At 36.5% G+C, this 26,367-nt stretch carries 19 protein-coding genes; 5 read left to right on the top strand and 14 right to left on the bottom strand.

Translation table 11 applies throughout. The features are described from left to right. Window positions 1-15: 15 nt before the first annotated feature. Window positions 16-1,209: an ADP-forming succinate--CoA ligase subunit beta gene (gene sucC, locus PWU04_RS11830; protein WP_274476319.1), complete on the top strand. Its 1,194-nt coding sequence runs from the start codon at window positions 16-18 to the stop codon at window positions 1,207-1,209. Between the two features lie 284 nt (window positions 1,210-1,493). Here sucC and PWU04_RS11835 read toward each other — a convergent pair whose 3' ends face one another. Next, window positions 1,494-2,195 carry a phosphoadenylyl-sulfate reductase gene (locus PWU04_RS11835; RefSeq protein ID WP_274476320.1) on the bottom strand — a complete coding sequence of 234 codons (702 nt, stop codon included), beginning with the start codon at window positions 2,193-2,195 and terminating at the stop codon, window positions 1,494-1,496. Between the two features lie 326 nt (window positions 2,196-2,521). Here PWU04_RS11835 and PWU04_RS11840 point away from each other — a divergent pair, with 326 nt between their 5' ends. After that, window positions 2,522-2,923 (top strand): TerB family tellurite resistance protein, encoded by a 402-nt coding sequence (locus PWU04_RS11840; RefSeq protein ID WP_274476322.1) that lies wholly within the window; start codon window positions 2,522-2,524, stop codon window positions 2,921-2,923. Here the strand turns inward: PWU04_RS11840 and uvrB are convergent, their stop codons facing one another. From uvrB to PWU04_RS11890, 10 genes are all read right to left on the bottom strand, one after another. Next, window positions 2,924-4,927 carry an excinuclease ABC subunit UvrB gene (gene uvrB / locus PWU04_RS11845; RefSeq protein ID WP_274476323.1) on the bottom strand — a complete coding sequence of 668 codons (2,004 nt, stop codon included), beginning with the start codon at window positions 4,925-4,927 and terminating at the stop codon, window positions 2,924-2,926. It lies immediately after the preceding gene. A gap of 119 nt (window positions 4,928-5,046) precedes the next feature. Then, entirely contained in the window at window positions 5,047-9,909 is a 4,863-nt protein-coding gene (locus PWU04_RS11850) for a T9SS type B sorting domain-containing protein (RefSeq protein ID WP_274476324.1), read from the bottom strand. A gap of 111 nt (window positions 9,910-10,020) precedes the next feature. After that, window positions 10,021-11,859 carry a T9SS type B sorting domain-containing protein gene (locus PWU04_RS11855; RefSeq protein WP_274476325.1) on the bottom strand — a complete coding sequence of 613 codons (1,839 nt, stop codon included), beginning with the start codon at window positions 11,857-11,859 and terminating at the stop codon, window positions 10,021-10,023. Between the two features lie 68 nt (window positions 11,860-11,927). Then, entirely contained in the window at window positions 11,928-15,221 is a 3,294-nt protein-coding gene (locus tag PWU04_RS11860) for a T9SS type B sorting domain-containing protein (RefSeq protein WP_274476326.1), read from the bottom strand. Between the two features lie 28 nt (window positions 15,222-15,249). Beyond that, window positions 15,250-16,074, bottom strand: coding sequence for an ABC transporter permease (locus PWU04_RS11865; RefSeq protein WP_274476327.1), 825 nt, complete (start codon window positions 16,072-16,074; stop codon window positions 15,250-15,252). 8 nt (window positions 16,075-16,082) lie between these two features. Next, a complete protein-coding gene (locus PWU04_RS11870) occupies window positions 16,083-16,979 on the bottom strand; it encodes an ABC transporter ATP-binding protein (protein WP_274476328.1) in 897 nt (298 codons plus the stop codon). A gap of 149 nt (window positions 16,980-17,128) precedes the next feature. Further along, a complete protein-coding gene (locus PWU04_RS11875; RefSeq protein ID WP_274476329.1) occupies window positions 17,129-17,647 on the bottom strand; it encodes an IS1096 element passenger TnpR family protein in 519 nt (172 codons plus the stop codon). Between the two features lie 22 nt (window positions 17,648-17,669). After that, window positions 17,670-18,710 (bottom strand): COX15/CtaA family protein, encoded by a 1,041-nt coding sequence (locus tag PWU04_RS11880; RefSeq protein ID WP_274476330.1) that lies wholly within the window; start codon window positions 18,708-18,710, stop codon window positions 17,670-17,672. A gap of 48 nt (window positions 18,711-18,758) precedes the next feature. Continuing rightward, window positions 18,759-20,177 (bottom strand): CCA tRNA nucleotidyltransferase, encoded by a 1,419-nt coding sequence (locus tag PWU04_RS11885; protein WP_274476331.1) that lies wholly within the window; start codon window positions 20,175-20,177, stop codon window positions 18,759-18,761. A gap of 65 nt (window positions 20,178-20,242) precedes the next feature. Next, window positions 20,243-20,803, bottom strand: coding sequence for an L-threonylcarbamoyladenylate synthase (locus PWU04_RS11890; protein ID WP_274476332.1), 561 nt, complete (start codon window positions 20,801-20,803; stop codon window positions 20,243-20,245). A 127-nt stretch (window positions 20,804-20,930) separates the two neighbouring features. On the opposite strand from PWU04_RS11890, the gene PWU04_RS11895 reads away from it, so the two are divergent. After that, entirely contained in the window at window positions 20,931-21,689 is a 759-nt protein-coding gene (locus tag PWU04_RS11895) for a lipopolysaccharide kinase InaA family protein (RefSeq protein ID WP_274476333.1), read from the top strand. Here PWU04_RS11895 and PWU04_RS11900 read toward each other — a convergent pair whose 3' ends face one another. After that, on the bottom strand, window positions 21,690-22,595 hold the full coding sequence (locus PWU04_RS11900) for an ATP-grasp fold amidoligase family protein (RefSeq protein WP_274476334.1): 906 nt from the start codon (window positions 22,593-22,595) through the stop codon (window positions 21,690-21,692). 108 nt (window positions 22,596-22,703) lie between these two features. On the opposite strand from PWU04_RS11900, the gene PWU04_RS11905 reads away from it, so the two are divergent. Next, window positions 22,704-23,597 carry an ATP-grasp fold amidoligase family protein gene (locus PWU04_RS11905; RefSeq protein WP_274476335.1) on the top strand — a complete coding sequence of 298 codons (894 nt, stop codon included), beginning with the start codon at window positions 22,704-22,706 and terminating at the stop codon, window positions 23,595-23,597. On the opposite strand, the gene PWU04_RS11910 is transcribed toward PWU04_RS11905, so the two are convergent. Beyond that, on the bottom strand, window positions 23,571-24,680 hold the full coding sequence (locus tag PWU04_RS11910; RefSeq protein ID WP_274476336.1) for a glycosyltransferase family 4 protein: 1,110 nt from the start codon (window positions 24,678-24,680) through the stop codon (window positions 23,571-23,573). The genes PWU04_RS11905 and PWU04_RS11910 overlap by 27 nt on opposite strands. Window positions 24,681-24,738: 58 nt before the next feature. Beyond that, complete coding sequence (locus tag PWU04_RS11915) at window positions 24,739-25,506, bottom strand: glycosyltransferase family 2 protein (protein WP_274476337.1); 768 nt, start codon at window positions 25,504-25,506, stop codon at window positions 24,739-24,741. A 40-nt stretch (window positions 25,507-25,546) separates the two neighbouring features. On the opposite strand from PWU04_RS11915, the gene PWU04_RS11920 reads away from it, so the two are divergent. Further along, window positions 25,547-26,365, top strand: coding sequence for a glycosyltransferase family 2 protein (locus PWU04_RS11920; RefSeq protein WP_274476338.1), 819 nt, complete (start codon window positions 25,547-25,549; stop codon window positions 26,363-26,365). The last annotated feature ends 2 nt before the right edge of the window (window positions 26,366-26,367 follow it).

Here is a 26,367-nt window from a genome sequence, read left to right on the forward strand (position 1 = left end):
TTTTTGATTAGGAAAATGAATTTACACGAATATCAAGGAAAAGAAATATTAAGCAGTTTTGGAGTACGCGTACAACGCGGTATCGTAGCCCAAAATGCTCAAGAGGCAGTAGCAGCTGCAAAACAGTTAACTGAAGAAACCGGAACCGGATGGCACGTTATCAAGGCTCAGATTCACGCTGGTGGCCGTGGTAAAGGTGGAGGTGTAAAGCTTGCTAAAAACCTACAGGAAGTAGAAGAAATTGCAGGACAAATCATAGGGATGAACCTTATCACTCCACAAACATCTGCTGAAGGTAAAAAAGTTCACCAAGTGCTTGTTGCCGAAGATGTTTACTATCCTGGAGATAGCGAGCCGGAAGAATTCTATATGTCTGTTTTATTGAACCGTGCTACTGGTAGAAACATGATCATGTATTCTACAGAAGGTGGTATGGATATTGAAACTGTAGCAGAAGAAACTCCTCATTTGATATTCACTGAAGAGATAGATCCTGCTGTTGGGATTATGCCTTTCCAAGCGCGTCGCGTAGCCTTTAACTTAGGGTTGTCTGGTGCTGCATTCAAGGAAATGACAAAATTCGTTACAGCTTTATATACTGCATACGTAGAATCTGATTCGTCTTTGTTTGAAATCAACCCAGTATTGAAAACAAGTGATGACAAAATCATGGCTGTTGATGCTAAAGTAACTATTGATGACAATGCACTTTACCGCCATAAAGACTATGTAAACTTAAGAGACCTTAGAGAAGAAAACCCAATCGAGGTTGAAGCTAAGGAAGTAGGTCTTAACTATGTAGACCTTGATGGTAACGTAGGATGTATGGTAAATGGTGCTGGATTGGCAATGGCTACTATGGATTTGATTAAGCAAGCAGGAGGTGAGCCTGCAAACTTCCTTGACGTTGGAGGAACTGCAGATGCTGCTCGTGTTGAGGCTGCTTTCAGAATTATCCTTAAGGATCCAAATGTAAAAGCTATTCTTATCAATATATTTGGTGGTATTGTACGTTGTGACCGTGTGGCACAAGGTGTGGTAGACGCATACAAGAACATGGGCGATGCTATTAATGTGCCAATTATTGTTCGCCTTCAAGGAACAAACGCAGAGATTGCTAAAGAGTTAATCGATAACTCAGGATTAGCAGTACACTCAGCAGTAGAATTCCAAGAAGCTGCAGATAAGGTACAGCAAGTACTTGCATAACAGAATAACAAGCTAATAAAAAAAGAGTAGTGTCGATCACTACTCTTTTCATTTTAGGTAACCTCCACATTCTTTAGGAAACAGTAGATTGTTAAACTCGTTTTTTGACAAACGAAGTGCGAACTGTATTCTTTTTAAGGAATAACGTTAAAAGAGAACAGCGTTAATGAGTAGGATTACAACCTAATGGATTAAAAGATTTTCCAGTTACTCAGGCCTGGATACCAAAAACCTGAATTAGTCTTTAGAAACCCCTAATGTCCACTATTAGGGGTTTTGTATTTTTAAAGGTGGAGCCCACATTCGGTTTTTGGGTTATTGTTCCAGCGCCCGCTTCTGTCTTCTCCAGGTACTGTACAGTGCTTACAGCCAATGGAATTGTAGCCTTTTGGTACAAGAGGGTGAAATGGTAAAGCATGTTCTTTAATGTATTCATCTCTTTCATCTTTGGTAACATCCAATAAAGGATAGAATTTTAGAATGTCACCACGCATTTCAAAAATATCCAATGTTGAGCGATGATCGCTTTGCCACTCCATAAGCCCGGAAACCCAAACACTATAATATTGTTTTATAATATCCAGAGGCTTGACCTTGTTTATTGAGCAACAAAAATCAGGGTTTTTGCTCCAGGTTTTATCTTTTAGAGTAAATTCGTGCTCTTCTTGTAGTGCACTAATTGATTTTACATCAAGATTATAAAGCTCTATAAGCATCTCCTTATAGGCTAGAGTTTCTTCAAAATGATAACCAGTATCAATAAAGTAAACTTTTTGTTGGTTGTTTACATCAGAAAAAAGCTTTAGTAAGAATGCAGACGTGGCAGCAAATGAGCTTGTTAGCATAACTTCGGAAAGGTTAAAGTCCGTATATAAAGTTTCAACACGCTGTTCAATCGTCAATGGCCTGTATCTGGCGTTGAGAGCTTTTATTTGTGAGGCAGAAAATTTGGGTCTTTTTTTGACCTGTACTAAGTCGGTAAACATAAAAGTTGGTTGAATTATATGATTATAAGCGGCTTGCAAGGTAATGGCTTTATATGAGCTATAAAAATAGGAAATAGAATTTTGTGAAATTTTTAAAGCTGTTTGTAGGATGATTTAGGAAAAACCTCTTGGAAAGACCAATATTGTTAGTGGTAATAAAGGTAGAATGTAATACTAATGAGGCTTTAAAGTATTTATATTTAGATGAAAACATAATAATAACCGACCAATACCCGATTTATTTTCGATAACTAGCGACTTATCAACGATTATCAAAACTTTCTTATATGTAAATTTATAAATGTATAATTATTAATAATATTGTTATGGCTAACAGAGTGGAAAAGTTGAGCTTATTATCGGAGATGATAGCTTTTGCCAAAACAGATAATTGCCTCAAAAATATCGAGTACAATTTCCTGTTGGCCATAGCCGGACAGTTAGATGTCAGTAGGGAGGATTTTGATTATTTGGTTAAAAATCCCATTAACTGTATCCATTTAAAGTCACATAGTGAACGCATTGTACAGTTTCATAGGCTATTATTGTTGATGAATATAGATCATAACCCTTCTGAAAATGAACTCTTTAAATTGTACGATTACGGTCTTAAAATGGGGTTAAGTCGTGAATCGATTAATCGAGTGCTTTACTTAATGGAAAGTTTTCCAAATCGAGTAGTTCCTGCTGATGTACTTATCGATATTTTTAAAGTTCAATATAACTAGCTAAGATTTGAGGTTTTGCAGTTGTTCTTGATAGGCCTTCATAGTGTCTCTTAATTTTGCTGCAGCTATGAAATCTAGGGCTTTAGCTGCTTCTTCCATTTGCTTTCTGGTTTCCCTAATTTTCTTTTCTACCTGTGGTTTGCTAAGGTATTCACTTTCTGGCTCTGCAGCCTTTTGTTTTTCCAACTCGTAGTATCCTGTACTTAGTGAGTTTTTAGCCAATGCACTATCCAAACTTTTGTTTAAGGCCTTTGGTGTTAAGTTATTGGCTAGATTGTAGTTAATCTGTTTTGTACGTCGGTAGGTTGTTTCATCAATAGTTTGTTGCATGCTTTTGGTAATTTTATCGGCGTACATGATAGCTTTACCGTTTAGGTTTCTTGCAGCACGTCCAACGGTCTGGGTAAGCGATCGTGCTGAACGAAGGAATCCTTCCTTATCGGCATCTAAAATAGCAACCAAGGATACTTCTGGAAGATCTAGCCCTTCTCTTAGTAGATTAACACCAACCAATACATCAAATAATCCCTTTCTTAGATCTTGCATGATTTCTACCCGCTCCAAAGTATCTACATCGCTGTGTATATAACGACAACGGATTTGTATTCTTGCCATATATTTGGTCAACTCTTCAGCCATACGTTTGGTAAGTGTTGTAACCAATACACGTTCATCTTTTTCAATTCTGGTTTGGATCTCTTCAAGCAAGTCATCAATCTGATTCAAACTTGGGCGGACTTCAATTTCGGGATCCAATAACCCAGTTGGTCTAATAACTTGTTCAACATAAACCCCATCACTTTTTTGAAGCTCATAGTCTGCTGGAGTAGCACTTACATAAATAACTTGATTTTGTAGAGCTTCAAATTCCTCAAACTTAAGTGGTCTATTGTCCATGGCAGCAGGTAGACGGAATCCATATTCAACAAGGTTTTCCTTTCGACTTCTATCACCACCATACATGGCGTGAACCTGAGACACGGTTACGTGGCTTTCATCAACCACCATAAGGTAATCTTCAGGGAAGTAATCCAAAAGGCAGAACGGACGTGTTCCAGAAGCGCGACCGTCAAGATACCTCGAGTAGTTTTCAATTCCTGAACAATATCCAAGCTCGCGAATCATTTCAAGATCAAATTCAGTACGTTCCTTAAGACGCTTAGCCTCCAGATGCTTACCTATTTCCTTGAAATAGTCGTACTGTTTTACCAAATCGTCCTGTATGTCTTTAATGGCATTTTGAAGTACATCCGGTGAGGTCACGAACATATTGGCCGGATAAATATTCAGACGGTCGTATTTTTCTATGACTTCGTTGGTTTGGGCATTGAATGCCTCAATATCTTCAATTTCATCTCCAAAGAAATGGATTCTGAAAGCATAATCAGCATAGCTCGGGAATATATCCACAGTATCTCCCTTTATTCTGAAGTTACCGTGGTTAAATTCGGCTTCGGTTCTAGCGTAAAGGCTTTGAACCAAACGGTGAAGCAATTTTGTTCTGGAAATGATCTGATCGCGTTCCAGTGAAATCACATTCTTTTGAAATTCTATTGGGTTACCAATACCATATAAACATGATACCGAGGCGACAACCAATACATCACGTCTTCCTGAAAGCAGGGAAGAGGTTGTGCTTAAGCGCAGTTTTTCAATTTCCTCGTTTATGGATAGGTCCTTTTCTATATAGGTTCCGGTAACGGGAATATAGGCTTCAGGCTGGTAATAGTCATAATAAGAAACAAAATACTCAACAGCATTGTCAGGAAAAAACTGTTTGAATTCAGAATATAGCTGAGCAGCCAAAGTTTTATTATGTGCTAAAACAAGAGTAGGGCGCTGTACTTCCTCAACTACATTGGCAACGGTAAAGGTTTTCCCCGATCCAGTAACCCCCAGAAGGGTTTGATGTTTTTCGTTGCTATTAATTCCCGCTACCAATTGCTTAATGGCTTGAGGCTGGTCACCCGTAGGCTTGTAATCTGAGCTTATTTTGAATCGCATATTGCAAATCTAAGGGAATTAGTAATTTGGAACAATACGGTTTGGAATATATTAACAGAAGCTAATATTATCGATGGAATGAATAGTAAAGATTATGTATTAAAGAATTAAAATTTGATTTATCTCTTAAGTGTGAAATGCCCCTTTACATCAAAACTCTCACTGTCCTGTCTAATTTTTGCCAAAAACCAATAATCGTTCGTTGGCATAGGGGTGCCGTTATAATTACCGTCCCACCCTTCTGAATTAGCAGATAATGTAGTTAATAGTTTGCCGTAGCGATCAAAAATATGAACTATGGTGCCAGGGAGTTGCTCAATGCCGATGATGTGCCAAGTGTCGTTATAGGTGTCGTTATTGGGTGTGAAAAATTTAGGGTAGTCAAATACCAGTACTTCTTGGGAAACTTCTAAGCAGCCATTTAAGTCAACTACCGTTACCATATGTACTCCTGGAGAAACGTCGTTAAAAACGTTAGAACTCTGTAAGGGGCCATTATCCAAAGAATAGGCATAGCTGCCTGAACCAGTTATGTTAACAGTAATGCTGTTAGGGTCTGAAAAATCAACCGTCGATGTAAATTCAATAGTAGCAGATTCCGAGGGGATTACAGTGAAGTTTTTAGTTGATATACAGCCCACTTCGTTGGTTACAGTCACCCAATGTTGTCCCAAATCTTCTTCATAAAGGTTTATTTCCGAAGTTGTTTCGCCTGTTGACCATAGGTAAGTATCAGAAGGTATTCCAGTATCTGCCGATATCGTTAAAGGCATATTGTCTGTACATAGCGTTACCTGGTCTGGAATATCGATTTCAGGTGTTGGATTAACAATGGTAATGAATTCGGCAAGGCCAACACAGCCTGTTGAACTGCCTTCTACACGAACATAAATGGTTTGCCCATTAAATGCAATATAGGGAGACTCTAATGGATTATTACCAGACATGGCATTGGCCAGACTATCAAAATAGTTAACGGTGAATATGTTTGGGTTTTGGTTGCCCAAAACTGTCGAGTCTTGTTGATTAAGATCGAAAGATGCGCTTCCGTCATTGTCTATATCACATACCACTAAGTCATTGGGAGTGTTAGCTTGAGGGGTTGGGTTGATTATCAATGTGAATTGGGTAGTTAGAAAACAACCTGTAGTTGGATTTTCAATACGCACATAAATAATGTGACTGCTAGCTGTGTACTCGAAAATATTGTTGAGTGGATTTGTTGCTGTTTCGGCATCACTCATTGAGCTGTAATAACTAACGGTAACCGGATCAATGGATTCAGGGTTGTTTATAAGTAATGGGGTTACTAAGTTAAGGTTGTAAGTGCCTGACGGGGTGTCGCAAATGGAAACCTCGGAAACGGGATTGTATTCTGGAGGAAGGTTAACTATTAAATCCAATGGAATTATGTTGAAGCAATCCGTTATGATGTTAGTCACTTTAATATATACTGTTTGAGGGTTTGTAAGGTTTGAATATGCTTCTGGGTTAGTTATAGGATTTGTATTGGTGTCAGCATCTTCAATATTTTCAAAATAGGTGATTTCAAGATCCTCTGGGCGTACCTCAAGTATTTCGTATTCAGCGTCTAATAAATTAAAAGAGGTAATGCCGTCGTAATCCTCATCACAGAGCACCATCGGCTCTGAATCTCCAACTTCAGGAGATGAAATGATACTTGTCTGGAAATCTGAGATAATGGAACAGCCAAATTGGTTTTCAATTCTTACATAAATTAGTTGAGGGTTATTGATGTTTGTGTACTCTAGCGGAAGAGCAGCGATATCCATCTGTGCTGTTTGGTAAGTTTCATGAAAAGTAATGGTTAGTTCGTCAGTTGAATTTAAACTGATTTCGATTAGTTTTTCGTTCAGATCAAAAGATGCAATGCCATCGTTGTCACTATCATCACAAATTAACCAATCTTCAGGTTCATTGTAGACGGGATTTGGAGCAACTTCTAGAGTAAAGAAGCTGGTTCCGAAGCAGTCAATATTATCTACGTTTTCAACCCTAACGTATATAGTTTGAGGGGAAGAGATATTCTGATAGGCCGAGAATTTATCTATAGAATTGGTTCTGTTAACGGCATCTGTTTGGGTTTCAAAATACAGTACATCTTTATCTGTTTGGGCATTAAGGATTTCTTCATCTTTTTCGTTTAGGAAAAAATCCGTTACCATATCGTTGTCATCTTCACAAAGTTGGTAATTGGAGATTTCTGTGAATTCAGGCAAGGTAGATATGATTACATCAAATGTTACGATATTATAACAACCAGTAATATTGCTTTCAACACGACAATATAGCGTCTGACTATATGTTGGAAAATTAGATGTGTTGGTTATTGGATTGGTGTTAGTTTCAGCATCGGATAACTCAGTAAAAAAGTTTAAGATTAAGTTTGTAGTATTCGGGGTAATATCGGGAATAATATTGTTTAGATTGATGGTGCTAAAACCGTCTTGATCATTATCACATATTAGTATATCTTCGGGTTGGGATGTTGCAGGTGCAGGAATAATATTTAGAACAAAGGATGAGGTTGAAGAGCAGCCATTTGTAGTATTGGCAAAACGAACATAAATGGTTTCTGGATTGGATTGGTTTTCGTAAGAATCAGGTAGCGGGTTTAGGTTGTCTTGAGCATCTGATTCGGTTGGATGAAAAGTAACACTAACCCCAGGGTAACTAGCCGTAATGATATCGTCTATAACTTGCATATCTACGGTAGTGAGCCCATCATCATCTGTGTCACAATAATCAATAGGGGCTATGGGAAGGTCACCAAGATATGGGAATACTTCTAAAGTAATTTCAGCAACCTCAGTACAATTGCCATCATCAAGTTGAATGTATAGGGTTTGTTCGATATTAACTTCATAGAGTTGGTTAATGTTTAAAGGGTTCGTGCCGTTATCTAAATCTTCTTGAGTTTCATAAAATGAGATGGAAACATCAGGAACATCGTAAGCGATAAAATCAGCAATGCTTTCAAGGTCGAACTCTTCAATACCATCGCCTCCCTCGTCATCACAAAGCGAAAAATCCTGAATTTGTGTACCGGTTAGTAGCAGATTAGTGTGAATTTCTACTTCTGTGATTGAAACACAGCCAGTGACATCATCTACTACTCGAATGTATAAAACCTGAACATTTTGATCGACGTTTTCATAATCGGTTTCGTTGGCAATAGGGTTGGAGCCAGTCTCAGCATCATCGTAGGAGGTGTAAAAAGAAGTGGAAACTCCCGTTAAGCCATCGATGATTTCATCGATAATTGTTGTTAAGTCGAATGCCGCAAAACCATCATGTTCGGGGTCACAAGCATCAATATAGTGGTTTGAAGTATCAATAACCGGGGTTTGAAGAACAGTAATTGTTAATGTAGTGGTGTTAAAGCAACTTGTGTCAGGGTCTTCTACTCTAACATATAAGGTCTCGCTTGGAGTTATTGTGTTGGTGTAGGGGGATGCTATGGAGTTTTCACCTGTTTCGGCATCTTCTTGTGTGTAATGGTAAGTTACATTATTTGTGCTTTCGTTGCCTGTAATCTCTTCATTTTTTACAGTTAGGTTAATTGCAGTATAGCCATCAGCGATGTCATCGTCACAAACTTCCAAAGGAGTGGGCGCGGTAATTGAAGGAAGCTCACCAACAACAAGGTTGAAGGTTGCGAAGGCGAGGCAGCCATTGTCAATATCTTCAATACGGACATAAATAGTTTGAGGATTGCCGTCATTTTGAATTGGGGAGGTAATGGGATTGTTATTATTTTGGGCATTTGCTTGTGATGCATGATAAGAAATACTGTAGTTTCCTCCGAGAACGGCAGCTAAGACGTCATCGTTTTTTGAATTAAGATCGAAGATTTCCAGACCATCTTCAGAGGCATCGTCACAAAGTATGTAATCGGGAATAGGGTCGGCGGTTTGTTCAGAGCTTAGTTCAATAACAATACTGTCCTCAATCACACAATTTGTTTCATTTAAAGGGATTGTAATTTCAACTGTATAAGTGCCGCTTTCGGTTACGGATAAAGTGGGTGAAATCTCACCGGTAATTGGAGTGTCATCTAGAAGCCAAACGTAATTAGCTTGTGGATTATCTATATCTCCATTAAGGGTAATTTGGCTAGCACAGGTAGTAATGTCTTCACCTAAATCAAAAATAGGTGCAAAGCTGTTCCCCTCTATAAATACTGCTGAATCGAAGAATTGGTCGGTTTGGTCTGCAATTATTAGTTTAATATGGTATTGAGTATAGGGTGTTACGCTGGCGGTGGCTGAAAGCACAGTCGTACGTCCATTAAAATTGGTGTCGCCTACATTGTAGCCAAAAAAGTATTCTGAATTTTCGGCAGGGCAACCTTGAGGTCCTGCAATCTGATCATGAATGGTTGTGGTGTTTACTGGTGTTGATGTTCCTGGAATTACAGCTAAATTTTGGTATGGGCTGCTACTCCCTGTCTCTTTAATTAAAAAAGCAAAACCGTCGGAATAGTTACAGGGATTAAACTCGAAATATTCCTCTGAGGCTAAAATGTAATTAAACTGAACTTCACTTGAAATGGAAATGAAATCGAATTCAATAGAGGTTGCATTAAGGGTATTGCTAAGACCTAAAGCCGTTTCGAGATCTGGGTCTGTTCCCCAATCTGTTCCTCCTTCGTTAAGCGTTGCCGTGTTTACCGGAGTACCTGCAGAATTGGCGTTTCCCGTAGATAATATTATTCCATTTTGAAAGGGGAAGTTAGATGTTCCTGCCTCGAAATATCCAAAACTTGAAAAGCCACTTTGGGAGCCGTTTATCGTTGAGATAACATTGGTGATATCAACACAACCTTCAACCAAAGTGTTCTGTATTAATTGCTGTGGAGTTTGGGAATCGTCAACAGTAATTTGTTGAGCATATGCAGAAATACAGACACAGAAAAATAAGTGTAAAAAAAAGTAAATAGGTTTTATTCTGTATAGCATTTCTTACTAAGTTATAATGATATAACAGTTAGGGTGGATAAAAATTAGAGATAAATAGATTATCTCCCAAAAAAATCAATTGAAATGCAGATATAGTAGTTCTAATGTAAATCAATAGGTGAGATATACCCATCCATTGATTGGTTTATAATTAGGGTCGTTAAGGTAAAGCACATAAAAATAGGTGCCTACGGGTACCAATTCATTTTGACTGCCTATTCCTCGATTTGCCCTACCATCCCAATGATTATTGTTATTACCTTCAAAGATAAGTACTCCATATCGGTTATAAATAAGGAGTTGGTGCTCTTCAAAAATGTTATAAAGACCTTGTATGTTAAACCAATCATTGTACGAATCATTGTTTGGAGTAAACACTTCTGGTATTGTGGGTGGACAATTCTCTATCAAAAGGTCAAATTGTGCAATTTCATAACAGATGTCTGTGAACAATTTTATCGCTATTGTTTGGGGAAAACTTATATTTTGATAGTGGAAAGGGTTTGTGATTTCATTGGTGTCGCCTTCAAGATCTTCCAGACTAGGGTAAAAGCTGTAGTCGTTGTATAGTGACATATTAATATCATTAAGTCCTTCCCATAAATTAAAGTGAGCTGTATTATATCCTTCGTCGCAAGCTGTAAGTGAGGTAAGCTGAAAGGGAGGAGGAATATTAATGAGACTAGTACTTTGGGAATTACTGTTGTTGTTTTCGTTAATTTCGGTTACAGTACTTTGTCCGGAACCATTATCATCTACATGAACCACTACTGTAAAATCACTTTCAACTGAAGATGGAACTGTAATGGTTGTGATATGCTGTTCTAACCCATCAATGGGAAGAGTGTTAAAAGTGGCATCTGTTCCTACTAGTTCTCCTTCAATGTAAATGGCGATAGGGGTATTTGCCGGAAGTGGGTCAGTAGCATTGGTATTGTAAATAGTGTATTCCAATTCAATTACTCTACTTCCACAATCTAATGGGACGTTGTCAATTTGAACAGTGGCATCAGGTAATTGACTATTAAGTACAGTAATAATATTGTTTAATATAATGAGGTCGGCTAAAAGATTGCCATTGGCATCGTAATCTCCAGTAGTTAATTTTATGGTTGCCGATGTATCTCCTATATCAATGTTGTTTTGAATATTGTACACGTCTAGGTCTCCATTGTAGAAAGTTGAGGAGTTTGTAAAACTGTTTGTACCATTGAAGGCGTTGTTGGCAGGGTTTAATGGAGGGTTTGAAAGTATGTTTCCATTTAATAAGAGCGATTCTCCATAATTTAAGTTGGTATCACCTTCCCATGCTAAAAAACCAATTTTCGCTCCTTCGTTATCCAAAACATTAATATTGTCCAGTATAATTGTTTTTTCTTGGTTATTTCTGTTGATTATGTCCAACCCCTGAAATAAACTAATTTGGTTGAGTGGTAAGTTTTCATCTTCATAAATGAGATAAACACTCCATCCAGCAAAATTTGTTCTGTTATTACAGTATCCTGGATTTGAAGCTAGGGCTTCAGAAATATCGAGTTCTGAAAATTCATAGGTTGTATTGCCTAAATCGGTAATTAAGTCTGTAACATCAGCGTAACAAGAAAAATAATTCAGTGTTCCATAGTTGGAGTCATCATAGTTTACGTAATAGGCTTGAGCAGCAGTTACAATACTGTCATTTAATTTTACATTTTCGTCGGCTTGGCCTGATCCAGCCCAATAAAGGTAGGCTGCTACAATGGTTGTGTTTTCAGGGAGCTCTAATGTGGCTTGGGATGATGGTAGGATACTACAAAAGCCTTGATCTAAATTATTCTCATTAATATTCAAGGTGTTGCCAATTGCCAAATAATCATAACGACCATTAAATTGTTGAAACAATTCAATGCTTTGTGCTTGTGCCTTTAAATTGCAAAAGATTATTAGGATGACAGATAATACTCGAACCATTTGTAATAAAATTGCTTAAAAGTACAAATTTTCAATTGATAGTAATAGAATACACCTAATCAAAAAATCTAACGGATTAATGAAAAATGTGATTTGTATACCCGTCCGTCTTCAAGGGTCACAACAAACCAATAATCGTCTGCGGGTAATGGTGTGCCATTATAAGAGCCATCCCAACCTCGACTCAATGGGTCTACCTTGGTGATGAATTTACCATAGCGATTAAAAATATAGATTTTTGAGTTGGATTGAAATTGGGGCGTTATACCGTAAACCTGCCAATAATCTTTAGTCCCATCTTGGTTAGGCGTGAAAAACTTTGGGAAACCTATTACAGAAACAAGTTGCTCTACAAGACCACAGTCGTTTTCAATGTCCTTAACGTAAACGGTGTATATACCAGGGGGAACATTTGTAAATGTATTGCTGTCCTGAAAAGGAACTACCACCAAACTACCTAAGAATAACGCGTATTGATATTCACCTTCTCCAGAGACAAAAACTGTTACTGTATTATTTTGTGAGGCATCATGAATTTCAATTTCATCTATTTCAGCTAATCCAGAAGGCTCAACAACTACCGTTCTGTTAGAAGAACAACCTTCCACACTTGTAATTGTTACGGTGTAGGTTCCTGTTTCGTTCACTTGAATTTGGGAAGTCTGTTCGCCAGTAGACCAATGATAATAATAACTGTTAGGAGCGTTTGAAATACCTCCAGTTAAAGTGATGGATGCAGGATAATGATTAAGGCAATAATAAACGGTTTCCTGTTCAATTACATTTGGTAGTTTGTGCACTACAAGTGTGACTTCACCAATTCCAAAACAAGCATTATCATTTTCTGCTCTAACGTATATTGTTTGTTCATATGCGATAGTATTGGTAAAAGAAGTTGTTAAAGGGTTTATCTCTAGAAGTGCATGGTCATAAGTTTTATACAAGGTTAGTTCAAGCTGGTTGGGAAGGTTACTGTTAATGTTGTTTAAAGCCTCATTGAGGTTGAAAATATGAAAACCATCTTCATTGCCGTCATCATCACATACTTCTAGTGAAGTATCTGGAATAGCTGTTGTGCTCACCTCTAGTTTCAATTCGGCTAGGTTAATACAGCCAGTAATGTTATCAATTACTTGTGCATATAAAATTTGAGGGTTTTGTGAGTTTTGATAACTATTTGGCGATACTGGATTGGATTCTGATAGGAAATCAAAAAGGGAACTATAATAAACAACCGAAATGTTATCGATTCCCGCTGTTATTTCCTCTTTCGACTGACTAAGGTTAAAAATAGTGATGCTATCAGAGTTACCATCTTCATCACACTGTATAAGGGTAGTATTAATGGCTAGAGGTATAGGGTTAACTATAAGGTTAAATTGTGAAGTAATGTAACAGTTAATATTATTTTTGTTTTCTAATCGAAAATATATGATTTCCTCAAAAGGTGTTAGGTTGTAGTAACTATTTGGTAGTGGATTAATTTTGTTTTCGGCATCTTCAAAAGAGCTGTGATAGCTAACTTCGAATTCCAGAGGGTTCAACCCATTTAAAATTTGACTATTCCAAGCTGAAAGATCAACTGTTGTTTTTCCATTAAAACTATCATTGTCTGTGTTGTCATCGCAGACTTCAAAGTCAGGAATATCGTTGGTGAGCGGTGTTTGAAATACGCTTAGGTAAAAGGAGGTTGTGTCAAAGCAATTTGAATTTCCATTGCTTTCTATTCGAGCAAAGATCTGCTGTGGGTTTTCCGTATTTGTGTAAATAGCAGAGATTTCATTAGTGTTGTTTTGAGCATTTTCAAGCGATTCAAAATAACTCACATTACAATTAGTTTGACTGCCTATAACTTCTGAGTCTTTCAAGCTAAGATCAAAAGGGAAATGGCCATCATTGTCATCATCACATGCCTCAAATGTTTCTGGAGTGTTAGCAATGGGAATATCGAAATAAGCAACATATGCTTGCCCTTCTATTATGCATTGTTCCCCATTATTTGCTTCAATATATACTTGATAATGTCCGCTTTCATCAATAAAAAGGTCTTGATCTGTTTCGGGAAGAGGTGATCCGTCAAGCATCCAGGTATACGTAGCGGTTGGAATATCTTCTGCGTTTAAAATGTAAGTGTCTCCTTCACAAAGCGCTAAATTAATGTTGCTAACACCGTTGTTTATAATGTCTACTTGTGTATTGAACAGGGATTGAATAAAAGGAGGAAGTCCTTGGGCTGAAAAACCAGGAGATACACTTATGGCATTGTGTTGGTAATCACAAAGTGCTCCAGCTAGATTTGGGTTGTTTATCACTCCAAGAAAGGGTAGGCCTTGGTTATAAGTTGCACTAAGGGCTCGATATATTTTACCATCTGGCCCCAATTGAAGACCTCCTCTGTATAGCTGACGTGTTTCTACCTCAAATTCTGATGTTTGTATAAGAGGGACGCTTAAGTCGAATTGAGTTAATGTTGAGCTGTGAACAGCAGGATCTGTCCCGTCATCTACGTTTACATCGTTTGAAGAATGAACGTATAAAAATCTGCTGTCAGGAGAGAATTCAATACCATAGGGTTTATCGTTAATCGAGTTAATGGCAAGAGAAAGTTGGTTGCTGACCAGCCCAGTTTCAACATCAAAATCATATAGAAACAAGCCATCGGTTACATTGGCATTTGCAAGTTTTGTACCATCGGGAGAAAGTTTTAAGTATCCTCGCTGGTCATTAATGTTCAAAAAGAAGTTTGAAGAAACCGAAGAGGAGTTAACTCCAGAAGCTGTTACTTGAAAAGCATGGAACGTGTTAAAGGTATTGGAGGTGCCATTGACAGAAGCAAATGTTATTACCCAAACCGACTCATCACTACAGTCTTTTAAAACGGCAGATATCTTTTCTGAGCATAAGGCAAGCAAGTTTATGTTTTTTGTTGTTACTGCTCCTAGTCCTCCATTTAACGAGATGTCTACTATTGAATAGTTTAATCCAAAATTTTGCCCATCTACGCCATTGTCTACAGTAAAAATGTAATATAAATTATCATCTTGGGGTTTAGGTACAATAATAGCCGATTGCGTACTTGAAGAATCTCCAAATAAGCCAAAACCATTGGCCATTACGTTATGGTTTTTATTGTAAACTACAGAACCATCTGTGTAAAACAATAGTTCTCCATTTCCATTGGAGATGGAAGTACAGCCTTCGTTAGTAGATAAAACTCCATTTGTCATCGTTTCTACTGTACCTAATGCCTGGTTAAAATGTATTCCTGCACCATAGCCAAAATACCAATTGGCAGCTTCTTCTTGGGAAAAACAAGAACCAGTAAATACGAAAAGGAATAGTAGAAAGAGGTGTTTAATCATGTTATTGATAGGCTAGCTATCAAATATATCATAAATCTCTTTTTTTCAATAATTCATACGACGAAAAGACAAAAACGGCAGTCCAAAATAAAACAATGGTAATTTCGCTCCAATGTACAGCATAATCGTACACCATTTCTGTTTTATCCGGGAATTTAGTCATAATAACCCTTTGAAATGGTTGATCTATCAGTTTGTACATGGATTTTAAGGGAAAGAAATTCTGGATTTTTTCGGCAGTGTCGCTATCTAGCTTCCATGCCATAATACCGTAGGCAACCCATTCTAAAATGTAAAGAATGAATAAAAAAGCTAATGCAAAGGCCGAACGTTTTACCAACATTCCAAAAAACAAACACAAACTAAAAAAGCCAACTAGTTTTATGAAATAACTAAATATAAAGTTGGTTTCCCTTAAAATAATACTAGCCTCGTTATAACTCGAATAGTAAAGACCAATGGCTAGTGAAATCAAGGTGATTAATACTGTGGATACTAGCGAAAAGAAAACAATTGTGTAAAACTTTGATAGAATAAACTCCTTTTTACTTAAACCATCAATAAGGTTTTGTTTTAAAGTGCGGTTGCTATATTCGTTACCAATCATACTCACCACAACTATGGCGAAAAAAAATTTAAACTGAGAAGCAAAAAAAGTAGTAATGTGCCAAATGATAGGGAAGTTAAAAATTCCCAATTCACCTAATTCGAGTGTAAACAGGCCAAAAAAGTTAATTTTAAATGATGATAGAAGAATTACAAAAAACGGTAGTACAAACGAGACGAAGATGAGAATCTTGCTTGTCCGATTTAATAATAATTTCTGTAATTCCAGATTTAAAAGGCGTATCATGAGGCAGTTTATTTATTGTCGGTTAGTTGTAAAAATTGCTCTTCTAGGCTTTCCTTGCGTTTTACTATATGAGATAGTACAATACCTTGGTCGAACATATATTTATTGAAATAATCAGCTTCCATAGGTTCATTTAAAAAAGCTGTGATTACTCCATTTTTAGAGTTTATCTTACTAAAAGAAGGGTTTTTTTCAAGATGCTTTAATAAAGTTTCTCGGTCTTTGCACTTTAGTTCAAAAAAGCCATGACTCGAAATCATTTCATCCACTCTACCCGAATAAAGCTTTTCTCCTTTACGGAGTACTACAACGTGAGAGCATACTTTCTCCACTTCGTCTAAAAGATGTGAAGCCAATAAAATGGTCGTGCCTTGAGCTGCAATTCCTTTTATAATTTCTCTAATTTGATGAATTCCTTGAGGGTCTAGACCGTTTGTAGGCTCATCAAGAATAAGTATTTCTGGATCGTTTAATAGAGCAGAGGCAATAGCTAAGCGTTGTTTCATACCAAGCGAATAAGTTTTAAACTTACTGTCTTTCCTTTCCAAAAGTCCAACCAATTCCAGTTTTTCGTCAATTTTAGAAAAGTCGACCTCCTTAATTTTACACACCAGCTTCAGGTTTTGCTCTGCTGTCATATAAGGGTAAAAGTTTGGTCGTTCAATAATTGCGCCTACTTTTTTCAAGGCATCATGAGTGGAAATTGAGCCATCAAACCAGTGAAAATCTCCTGATGTTTTGTTTACAACATTAAGTACTATACCTAACGTTGTGGATTTGCCACTTCCGTTAGGTCCTAAAATGCCGTAGACATTTCCCTTATTTATTGTAAATGAAAGATTTTGTACAGCCTTTACATGACCGTAATGTTTTGTAAGGTTATTGATGGTTAGGATTGGCTCCAAAATAGTACGTTTTTTTGGTTGTATAAATGTGACGACCGTAAATAGGATTTGTTACAATTCTATTTTGTTATTTAGGTTTTGGAAAGTTACAAAAACAAAAAAGCATCCTTTAAAAAGGATGCTTTTGTATTTGGATGTTTGCTATAAAGTTAATTCCAGTTTTCGTCGAAGTCGAAATTATCATAATCATCTACATCAAATTCGTCTTCAAACTCATTGTAGTCGTCATCAAAATCCTCTGCTTCAAAGTTTTTTTCTGGAGCGGTATCTGGAATTTGCCCATGAACATACATTAGGTTTGGATAGTCTGCACCTTCAGCTTCCTCAACAATTTCAGCCAATTCAACAAAGAATGTCCACATACTTAGAAAATCGTAAACATAAATCAGCTTGGTTTGTTCTTCATTAAGTGTGTCCTGAAGTGTTGTTTGACTCATTAGTCTTGCAGGAGCATTACCTTCACTCATGTCGAACAAAGAGATCTCCTCGCCTTGGTTCCATTCATCATCACTTAAATAAAAAGAAGCCATTTCAGAACCATCGAATCCAAAGGATTGGGTAATGACATTGTGAAGGTCTTCTAATGTATCGGTTTCACGGATTTCAATATCGCGGAAAATATCGTCTTCCGTATCGTTATCCAGTACTATTCTAAATCTGTAAATCATTGTTGTATATTGAGCTGCAAAGTTACAAAGATTGTAATTTCTTTTGGTTAACAAAAGCCTCTAAAATAATGTAAAACTGTACACCGAAAAGAATAGAGGCCAAAACCAAATGGATGGTCTGCGAACCGAAAGGAAAATGGAAATAAGCCATTGCTATACCTGATAGAACCTCAAAAGCTAGGAGTAACAATACTGTGTTTAGTTTATTAAATCCTAGTTTGTGTTTTCTATGAAGAATGAAAGCCCAAAGATTTACTAATAGAACTAGGATAGAAAAGGAGCGATGTACATAAAACTCAATTGTAGCTTCGTTTAACCAAAGTTCTGGATTCTGATCGCCTAAGAGTTTTACTTGCTCGTCAATAAACTGGCGTACCTGAGTTCCTATGATAATTTGAATTAAGGTAAGACCAAATGCAATTAACAACAGGTTTTTAAATCGGTTTGGGACTGCTTGTAATTGATTCAGAGGTTTGAAAATAAATATGATATAAAGAATTACAGCTACAATGGCAAGAGCCATAACCATGTGAGTTGTAATTTTTAGTGGCGCTAAGTTAGAGTCAACAACCGTTTTTCCGAGCCAAGCTTGGAAGCCCATTCCAATTACCACCAACCATGATAATATTGCTATAGTTTTGTTTTGTTTCCAATAGTATAGTGAAGCAATAGCCATAAGTAAAGTTGCTAGTCCCGCAAGAGCACCAAAAAGGCGATTGATGTATTCTACCCATGTGTGAACAGGGTTAAAAATAGCATAATCATGCTTGGTGTATGTTTCCCAATTAGAAGGTGAATATTGATCTGATGAGGTGAAGCTTTTAGTAGCTACTTTTAAGCTTTCGTCAAGGATTATAACTTGTCCTTTTTTATATTCATGGCTAGGGAGCCATTCTAATTGAGATTCTTCTGTTGGTGGAACAAAATAGCCAAAACACTTAGGCCAATCTGGGCAGCCCATACCGCTACCAGTCATCCTAACTACAGCGCCGGCAATAATCACAAGGTAGGTAAGCACCAAAGTGATTTTTGCAATTTTCAGAAAATTTTCTTTAAGTTTCAATGTGAAATATTATTGATTGTTCGAGGGGCTATTGTTAATTATTATTTTTTACTCTGAAATCTTTAACCCTAAACGATTTCCTTCCTTTAACATTAGTTGATAAGCTGCTTCATATTCATTAGGGATATCACCTTCGAGTATGGCTTCTTTGATAACTTCTTTAATAATCCCAATTTCTCGCGAAGGCTTAATATTGAAGGTATTCATAATATCGTCACCGCTAATCGGTGGTTGGAAATTACGAACCTGATCACGTTCTTCCACCTCAATGATTTTATCACGTACAATTTTAAAATTGTTGTGATACTTCTTGAATTTTTTAGGGTTTTTGGTTGTGATATCGGCTTCGCAAAGCGTCATTAAGTCGTCTACATTGTCGCCAGCATCAAAAACCAATCGCCTAACAGCCGAATCGGTTACGATATCCTGAGCCAAAACAATTGGACGCGAGCTCATCAATACCATTTTTTGGACAAATTTCATCTTGTCATTCAAAGGCATTTTCAAACGCTTGAACAATCGGTATACCATTTTTGAACCCTCGAATTCATGTCCGTGAAATGTCCAACCAACTTTTTTACTGAAGCGCTTTGTAGGTGCTTTGCCAATATCGTGTAACAAAGCAGCCCATCTTAACCAAAGGTTATCTGTGTTTTCAGAAATATTGTCTACAACCTCTAGAGTGTGGTAAAAATTATCCTTGTGACGCTGTCCCTCAATTTCATCAATACCCTTAAGAGCTGTTAGTTCTGGAAGGATAAATTCCAATAATCCTGTTTTCTCCAATAACAAAAAACCAATTGAAGGTATAGGGCTTTCCAAAATTTTATTCAATTCAACAACAATACGCTCTTTGGTGATGATTTTAATACGGCTATTGTTTCTTGTGATAGCGTCTAGCGATTCCTTTTCAATTGTAAAATTCAACTGGGTAGCGAATCTGATTGCGCGAAGCATACGCAAAGGATCATCACTATAGGTGATATCTGGGTCGAGCGGTGTTCTGATAATTTTGTCTTTCATATCTTGAACACCATTAAAAGGATCTAGCAATTTTCCAAAACGCTCTTCATGTAAATCTAGTGCTAATGCATTAATGGTAAAGTCACGACGGTTTTGGTCGTCTTCTAAACTTCCATTTTCCACTACGGGGTTTCTGCTGTCCTCATTGTACGATTCCTTGCGGGCACCAACAAATTCAATTTCCATGTCGTCGTAGCGCAACATTGCCGTTCCGTAGGTTTTAAAAACCTGTACTTTAGGTTTGGTCGGCAGGTTTTTGGCTACCTGTTTCGCCAGTGAAATACCACTTCCAATAGCAACAATGTCAATGTCCTTATGTGTGCCGCGATCTAGAATATAATCCCTAACATACCCTCCGATGACATAAGCATCCAATTGAAGTTCTTTGGCCGATTGAGAAACTATTTTGAAAATATTATGTTGTAAAGCGTTTTCGTACTTCATGTGCATTATTCCAAATAATGGAAACCCTTGGGTTTAATCGTTTTGACTTGAAAAAGTAATGGTGTTTACTTTCTGATTACTTGTACTTTACCGTCGTTACTTAGTTTGATGATAGATGAAGGTTTTGTACCCATTTTAATGTTGGGCAAATTTACTACATAGTCTACACCTTTTAAAATCTCCTCAGGGATTTCTTTAAACGATAATGGTGTAGGCTGTCCGCTAATGTTAGCCGATGTAGAAACGATAGGTTTTCTGAATTTACGAAGCAATTGGTTACAAAATTTATCTCGAACAACACGTATTGCCAGTGTGTTATCTGGAGCTATTAAGTTCTCAGAAACCCGAATAGGTTTATCGTAAATAACCGTTGTGGGTTTATCGGTATATTTTAATATATCGTAAGCTACTTCAGGAACGTCCTCAACATATTGTTGCAACATTTTAAAATCGCTTACAAGACAAATCATGCTTTTGCTTTCCTCTCTCTGCTTTAAAGCATATATTTTTTTTATGGCGTCAAAGTTTGTGGCGTCACATCCAATACCCCAAACAGTGTCTGTAGGATAGAGAATTAATCCGCCTTGCTTTAATGTTGTTAGAGCCTTATTTATATCTTCATTCATTTTTTAGTGCTTTTTGGCGCTACAAATTTAATGTTCTGTGGTTTAACAAAGGGTATTTAAGAGCTGCTTTTCCATAAATATGACGAGCTGTTTTTATCTCCATTGTAAAATGTTGTAATATTGCTTCATGAAAAATGAGTTTGCAAACACTTACCAATCTTATAAGGCGGACATTAATGGTATTATAGAAAGGTTTGATTCTTCGGGTGAAGAGTTCGGAAACCAAGATAGAAATACGATTAAATTATTTGAGTTTAATGGTCAGGTTTTAAACGTTAAATCGTTTAGGGTGCCTAATATTGTTAACCAAATCGCTTATAAGTTTTTTAGGAAGAGTAAGGCCCAGCGTTCATTTGAGTATGCAAACAAACTCATGGAGATGGGAATAGGTACACCACAACCTATTGCTTATTATGAGTTTACCTCTCCATTTTTATTTAAGAGAAGCTTTTATATAAGTGAACATTTAGATTGCGATTTAACGTATCGTGAATTGATAACCAACCCCAATTATCCCGATCATGAAGAAATTTTAAGGGCTTTTACTCGTTTTACTTTCGAACTTCATGAAAAAGGCGTTCATTTTTTAGATCACTCACCAGGAAATACATTGATTAAAAAGGTAGATGATGGCTATGCCTTTTATTTGGTAGACTTGAACCGGATGGAGTTTAAGACCATGTCTTTTGAAGACCGAATTAAAAACTTCTCCCGTTTATCCAAGTTTCAACCTATGGTTGAGGTAATGAGTGACGAATATGCCAAATGCATCGGAGCGCCTTATGAAAAGGTTTTTAAGGCAATGTGGGGCGAAATCCAAGGCTTTCAAGCTAGGTTTTCACGACGAAGACGCCTTAAGCGTATGTTTAAGCCTAAACGTAAATAATTAAACGGAATCTATAAATTTCTTTCCTTTAGGAATTTTTGGTAAGGTTAAATGGTCGCCAAAAATACGATTGTACTTTTCTGGATTGAACTCCGTTCTTCCATCTCCAGGGTAAAATGTCATTTCACCAAATATGGTTTTACCGTTAACAGAGAAAAAATCAACTCTAACAAAAGGGAATGGTTTTGATAGTTTTTTTGATAATTCTATCATTTCTTCAAGGTTTTCCGGCTTAGGAGAATCATCGGGGAATAATTGGTTTTTTCCCTTGGTAAATGGTAGCTTTTTCCAGGCCATATCATAGAAACATCTATAGTTGTTGATGTTTCTATCTATATCTATCTGAACAAATTTAGGTTCGCCGTTAAAGCAGTAAAACTTATAATCGTTAAGGACTTCTTTCCCTTCCTCTTCCATAAAGGTTTCGGCAATAACCCTTGGCGGAACATTTTTATAAGCCCATTCCAAGCCCGATCTGTAATAATAGTTACGCCCCAACCATTTTTTCATTTTCTTCTTAGAAGTCTTAATGGTGTCCTTATCCTTATTGGTTACGATGTAGTTGTAATTGCTACCGTGAGTTCCTTTTAATACAAACCTATTGGGTAGTTCGTCAAAATTAACTTCCTCAACAGAGCTATAAACCCCTAGTATACTATTAAGGTATTTATCTCCAATTACATCCTTTACATAGTCTCTTACTTCGTATTTGTCCACTAATTTGCTTAGAATGTTCGGTTTATAGAAAACTTTAATCCATTGTATTTTTTCGTTGAACTCTTTCGGATTGTCCAAATCAAGCTTTTTTCCAGTATAGTATTCATGATAAATCTTCATGTAAAATGGAGGAGGAAGAAACTTCAGTTTCTTTATTAAGCCGTATATTGTTTTCTTTATTGGGTTCATATGGGTCTTTCTGTTTGAATCAGAAAAATGGTTTGATTCACAATGTGATTAAAATGCAAAAATATTCATTACGCTTTTAATACTTTTGCTATTCTTAAATTAAGTTGAATGAATTTTTTAAAGAGGAAGTATTATCAATTTTTAGTAAAGCGGTTAAAACGCTATTCTAAGAATGACTTAAGCTATTTAAAGCCTTATTACTATTTGAAGAATGAGAAAACTTTAAATATTGATAATCCAATGGACTTTACTGAAAAACTTAATTGGCTAAAACTTTATAAATACAGGGAAGATTATAAAGATTATGTGGATAAATATGCTGTAAGAGAAATTGTAGAAAAAAGCATAGGAGAGAAATATTTAAATGATCTTATAGCTGTTTATGACAATGTTGATGATATTGATTTTAATGCATTGCCTGATAAGTTTGTATTAAAGGGTACGCATGGCTCTGGCTATAATATTATTGTAAGAGATAAAGCTAATCTTGATATAGATCAAACCAAAAAGGAACTCAACAAATTCTTAAGTGACAACTACTTTTATAAATATAGGGAGTATATTTATAAAGATGTGAAACCTCGTATTATAGCCGAAAAATATTTAGGTCAGTTCGATTTTGGACATATCATAGACTATAAGTTTCTTTGTTTTCAAGGTGAGCCTAAGTTAATCCTTGTGAAAACACAAGACCAAGGAACAGAGAAAAAGTGTTTTTACACAATGGATTGGGAAAAGGTGATCGATGACAACCCTACACAAAGTTATTTAGCTAAAGATATTCCAAAACCAGATAATTTTGATGAAATGGTGGAGGTTGCCACAAAACTATCGCAAGGTTTTATCTATGTTCGTGTTGATTTATATTCTATAGAAAAACAAGTGTATTTTGGTGAGCTAACCTTTTTTAATACTGGAGGTATGAAACGCATCAATATTGAAAAGCTCAATAAACAGTTAGGGGATCTTATTAAGTTACCTAGCATTAAGTACATTTTGTAATTCATTTAACATTTTCTTGGCTATGACTTCTTTGGTGAAATTATCCAATAAGTACTGATAACCATTTGTAATGAATTTTTGCTGTAAATCTTTATTATCAATAAGTGTCATTACCTTTTCTGCAAAATCCCTACCGTTGCCAACTTTTGCCAACAAGCCAGTTTCACCATCAACAACCACTTCAGAGATTCCTCCTGCATTGGCTGCTACAATAGGAACATTACAGGCATAGGCTTCCAATAGAACACCACCTGTTGGTTCGTTATTTGATGTGAAAAGGAACAAATCGAACTCAGGTAGAATTTCAGGGACATCCCTTCTAAAGCCGGCAAAAATAATGTGGTCTGTTAGACCTTTATCGTCCACATACTGTCTGATCTCTGCTTCCAATTTCCCCTTACCAACTAAAATGTATTTGGCTTTAAGTTGGTTCTCCTTGACCAAAATCTCTACAGTGTCTACCCAGGTGTAGTGATCTTTAAAACCAGTGAATTCTGCAATATTACCAATGATTTTATAGTCTTCAGGGATATTGAACTGCTTATGTAAAAGTCCAGCGCTTTCCTTTTTTGGGAATTTCTCAATATCGGTAACACTTCCAACGACACAAAGTTTACTGTGGTCATTTACAGCAAATTTTAAGGTTTCAACCACAGGGTTAGAGACACAAATGATTTTTTCAATACCCTTATAATTGTATTTCCACTTTCTGAAAAAGTTAGTGTCCACCCGTTTAATCAGGGTTCTACACAAAACCAAAGGAATGTTCAAGCCAAACAGTAAATGCGATAGTACAGCCAAAGTGTGTGATTTACTGTTATGTATAAAAACGATATCAGCTTTGTTCTTAACAGCAATTTGCTTGAGGGCTTTTGCGAATTTTAAATCGTATTCCGATTTCACTTCCAAGCCAATAACCTGCATGTTCTTTTCTGTGGCCACTTGGTAGATTTCAGAATCCTTGGGGCAAACAATCCATTGATCCTCAACATAGCCATATTTTTTAAAGGCTTCGTAGAGGTAAATTATTTTTTGTTCATGACCACGCCATACTCTAGAGGCAGTAACTTGTATTAATCGCATGCAGATGATTTAAAGGGCAAAAATATTAATAATTATTCGCATTGTGTTTTGTTTGCAATCAACTGTTTCTATACTTAAGTTGTAATTCCCTCAGTTTGGTGTATTTCAAGAAGGTAAGATTGGCTGATTGAATACAAATAACCAGTCCGTTCAATCCGTCTAAAAATCCAAGTCTCAAAATATAGGATTTAAAAAACGCCCAAGTAGGGTTAAAAAGAATTTTAAAAAGTGTTCCCTTTTTTCCCAGATCGTAATAAGCCTGAGCCGAAATACTTGAAAAATGTTCCATTTTCTGATTGAATTCCGAATAAGTTTGATAAGTCAAGTGGAGAATGTCTCCTTTTAGCCGCCCTGTTTTTTCAGTAGGTGTATTCATGACAATCTGGTCATGTGGGTTAATACCTTTCCATTTTGCCTTCCTTCTATCGAAAACACGGAGCTTTTTGTTTGGGTACCAATCGGAGTGTTTTATCCATTGACCACAAAAATTGTTATAGCGGTTGCAGTAATAACCATTGAGTTTCCAATTGGATTTCAGTTTGATAATGGACTGTTGTAATTCTTCCGAAAGGGATTCATCACCATCTAAAGAAACAATATGGTCAAAAGAAGCTTGCTTTAGGGCGAAGTTTTTCTGTTCGATATACCCCAAAAACTTCTGTTCTATGAACTTAACATCATAGCGGAGACAGATTTCCTTGGTGCTGTCTGTAGAGAAGGAATCGACCACCACAATTTCGTCTACAACATTGACCAGCGATTGTAAGCAGCTTTCAATATTCCGTTCTTCGTTAAAGGTGATAATTACGCCTGATAGTTTGATCATTTTGTATAGAATTGCTTGTAAAAATAGTACTTTTGCTTTAATGGAGACTTGTAAAGCATCGGTTATTATAAGTACGTACAACCAGCCTTTTTGGTTGCGAAATGTACTGTGGGGATATGAACTACAAACTGAAACAAAGTTTGAAGTAATTATCGCTGATGACGGCTCTTCAAATGAGACTAAAGCAGTGATTGATGAATTTGCCCAAAAGTCAAAATTGACCATTACTCATGTTTGGCAGGAAGATGATGGGTTTCAGAAAACAAAAATTTTAAATAAAGCCATTGGAAGTGCTCAATCTGATTATCTGATTTTTACTGATGGTGATTGCATTCCAAGAAGGGATTTTGTAGCAACACATTTAAAACTTCAGCAAGAGAATTGTTTTTTATCAGGAGGGTATTTTAAACTACCAAAAAAAATTTCTAAGTTGATTACAAAGGAGCATATTGTAAATCAGGATTGCTTTAATGCTAATTGGTTGTTAGAGCAAGGTTTGGATAAGAACTTTAAGTTAAATAAACTCACGGCTGAAGGAACTAAGGCATGGTTTTTAAATACCTTCACACCAACTAAGGCAACTTTTGATGGGATGAATGTTTCAGGGTGGAAGCGTGATATTTTGGAGGTTAATGGTTTTGATGAGCGTATGCAATACGGAGGAGAAGATCGCGAAATAGGTGAACGACTAATGAATAAAGGCGTAAAGTTTTTACAGGCGAGATATAGTGTTATCTGTGTGCATTTATATCATGATCGACCATACAAAAATGAGGAGGCCTTGAAGAAAAACCAAGGAATAAGAAAAGCAACAAAAAAACACAAATCGACCTATACCAATTACGGAATAGAACAATAATA

This window comes from Mangrovimonas aestuarii (assembly GCF_028767185.1).
GTDB lineage: Bacteria > Bacteroidota > Bacteroidia > Flavobacteriales > Flavobacteriaceae > Mangrovimonas_B > Mangrovimonas_B aestuarii.

Coding starts and splice junctions, on each gene's coding strand:
- sucC (WP_274476319.1), top strand. CDS start 16: ATGAATTTACACGAATATCAAGGAAAAGAAATATTAAGCAGTTTTGGA.
- PWU04_RS11835 (WP_274476320.1), bottom strand. CDS start 2,195: ATGTTTACCGACTTAGTACAGGTCAAAAAAAGACCCAAATTTTCTGCC.
- PWU04_RS11840 (WP_274476322.1), top strand. CDS start 2,522: ATGGCTAACAGAGTGGAAAAGTTGAGCTTATTATCGGAGATGATAGCT.
- uvrB (WP_274476323.1), bottom strand. CDS start 4,927: ATGCGATTCAAAATAAGCTCAGATTACAAGCCTACGGGTGACCAGCCT.
- PWU04_RS11850 (WP_274476324.1), bottom strand. CDS start 9,909: ATGCTATACAGAATAAAACCTATTTACTTTTTTTTACACTTATTTTTC.
- PWU04_RS11855 (WP_274476325.1), bottom strand. CDS start 11,859: ATGGTTCGAGTATTATCTGTCATCCTAATAATCTTTTGCAATTTAAAG.
- PWU04_RS11860 (WP_274476326.1), bottom strand. CDS start 15,221: ATGATTAAACACCTCTTTCTACTATTCCTTTTCGTATTTACTGGTTCT.
- PWU04_RS11865 (WP_274476327.1), bottom strand. CDS start 16,074: ATGATACGCCTTTTAAATCTGGAATTACAGAAATTATTATTAAATCGG.
- PWU04_RS11875 (WP_274476329.1), bottom strand. CDS start 17,647: ATGATTTACAGATTTAGAATAGTACTGGATAACGATACGGAAGACGAT.
- PWU04_RS11885 (WP_274476331.1), bottom strand. CDS start 20,177: ATGAAGTACGAAAACGCTTTACAACATAATATTTTCAAAATAGTTTCT.
- PWU04_RS11890 (WP_274476332.1), bottom strand. CDS start 20,803: ATGAATGAAGATATAAATAAGGCTCTAACAACATTAAAGCAAGGCGGA.
- PWU04_RS11895 (WP_274476333.1), top strand. CDS start 20,931: ATGAAAAATGAGTTTGCAAACACTTACCAATCTTATAAGGCGGACATT.
- PWU04_RS11900 (WP_274476334.1), bottom strand. CDS start 22,595: ATGAACCCAATAAAGAAAACAATATACGGCTTAATAAAGAAACTGAAG.
- PWU04_RS11905 (WP_274476335.1), top strand. CDS start 22,704: ATGAATTTTTTAAAGAGGAAGTATTATCAATTTTTAGTAAAGCGGTTA.
- PWU04_RS11910 (WP_274476336.1), bottom strand. CDS start 24,680: ATGCGATTAATACAAGTTACTGCCTCTAGAGTATGGCGTGGTCATGAA.
- PWU04_RS11915 (WP_274476337.1), bottom strand. CDS start 25,506: ATGATCAAACTATCAGGCGTAATTATCACCTTTAACGAAGAACGGAAT.
- PWU04_RS11920 (WP_274476338.1), top strand. CDS start 25,547: ATGGAGACTTGTAAAGCATCGGTTATTATAAGTACGTACAACCAGCCT.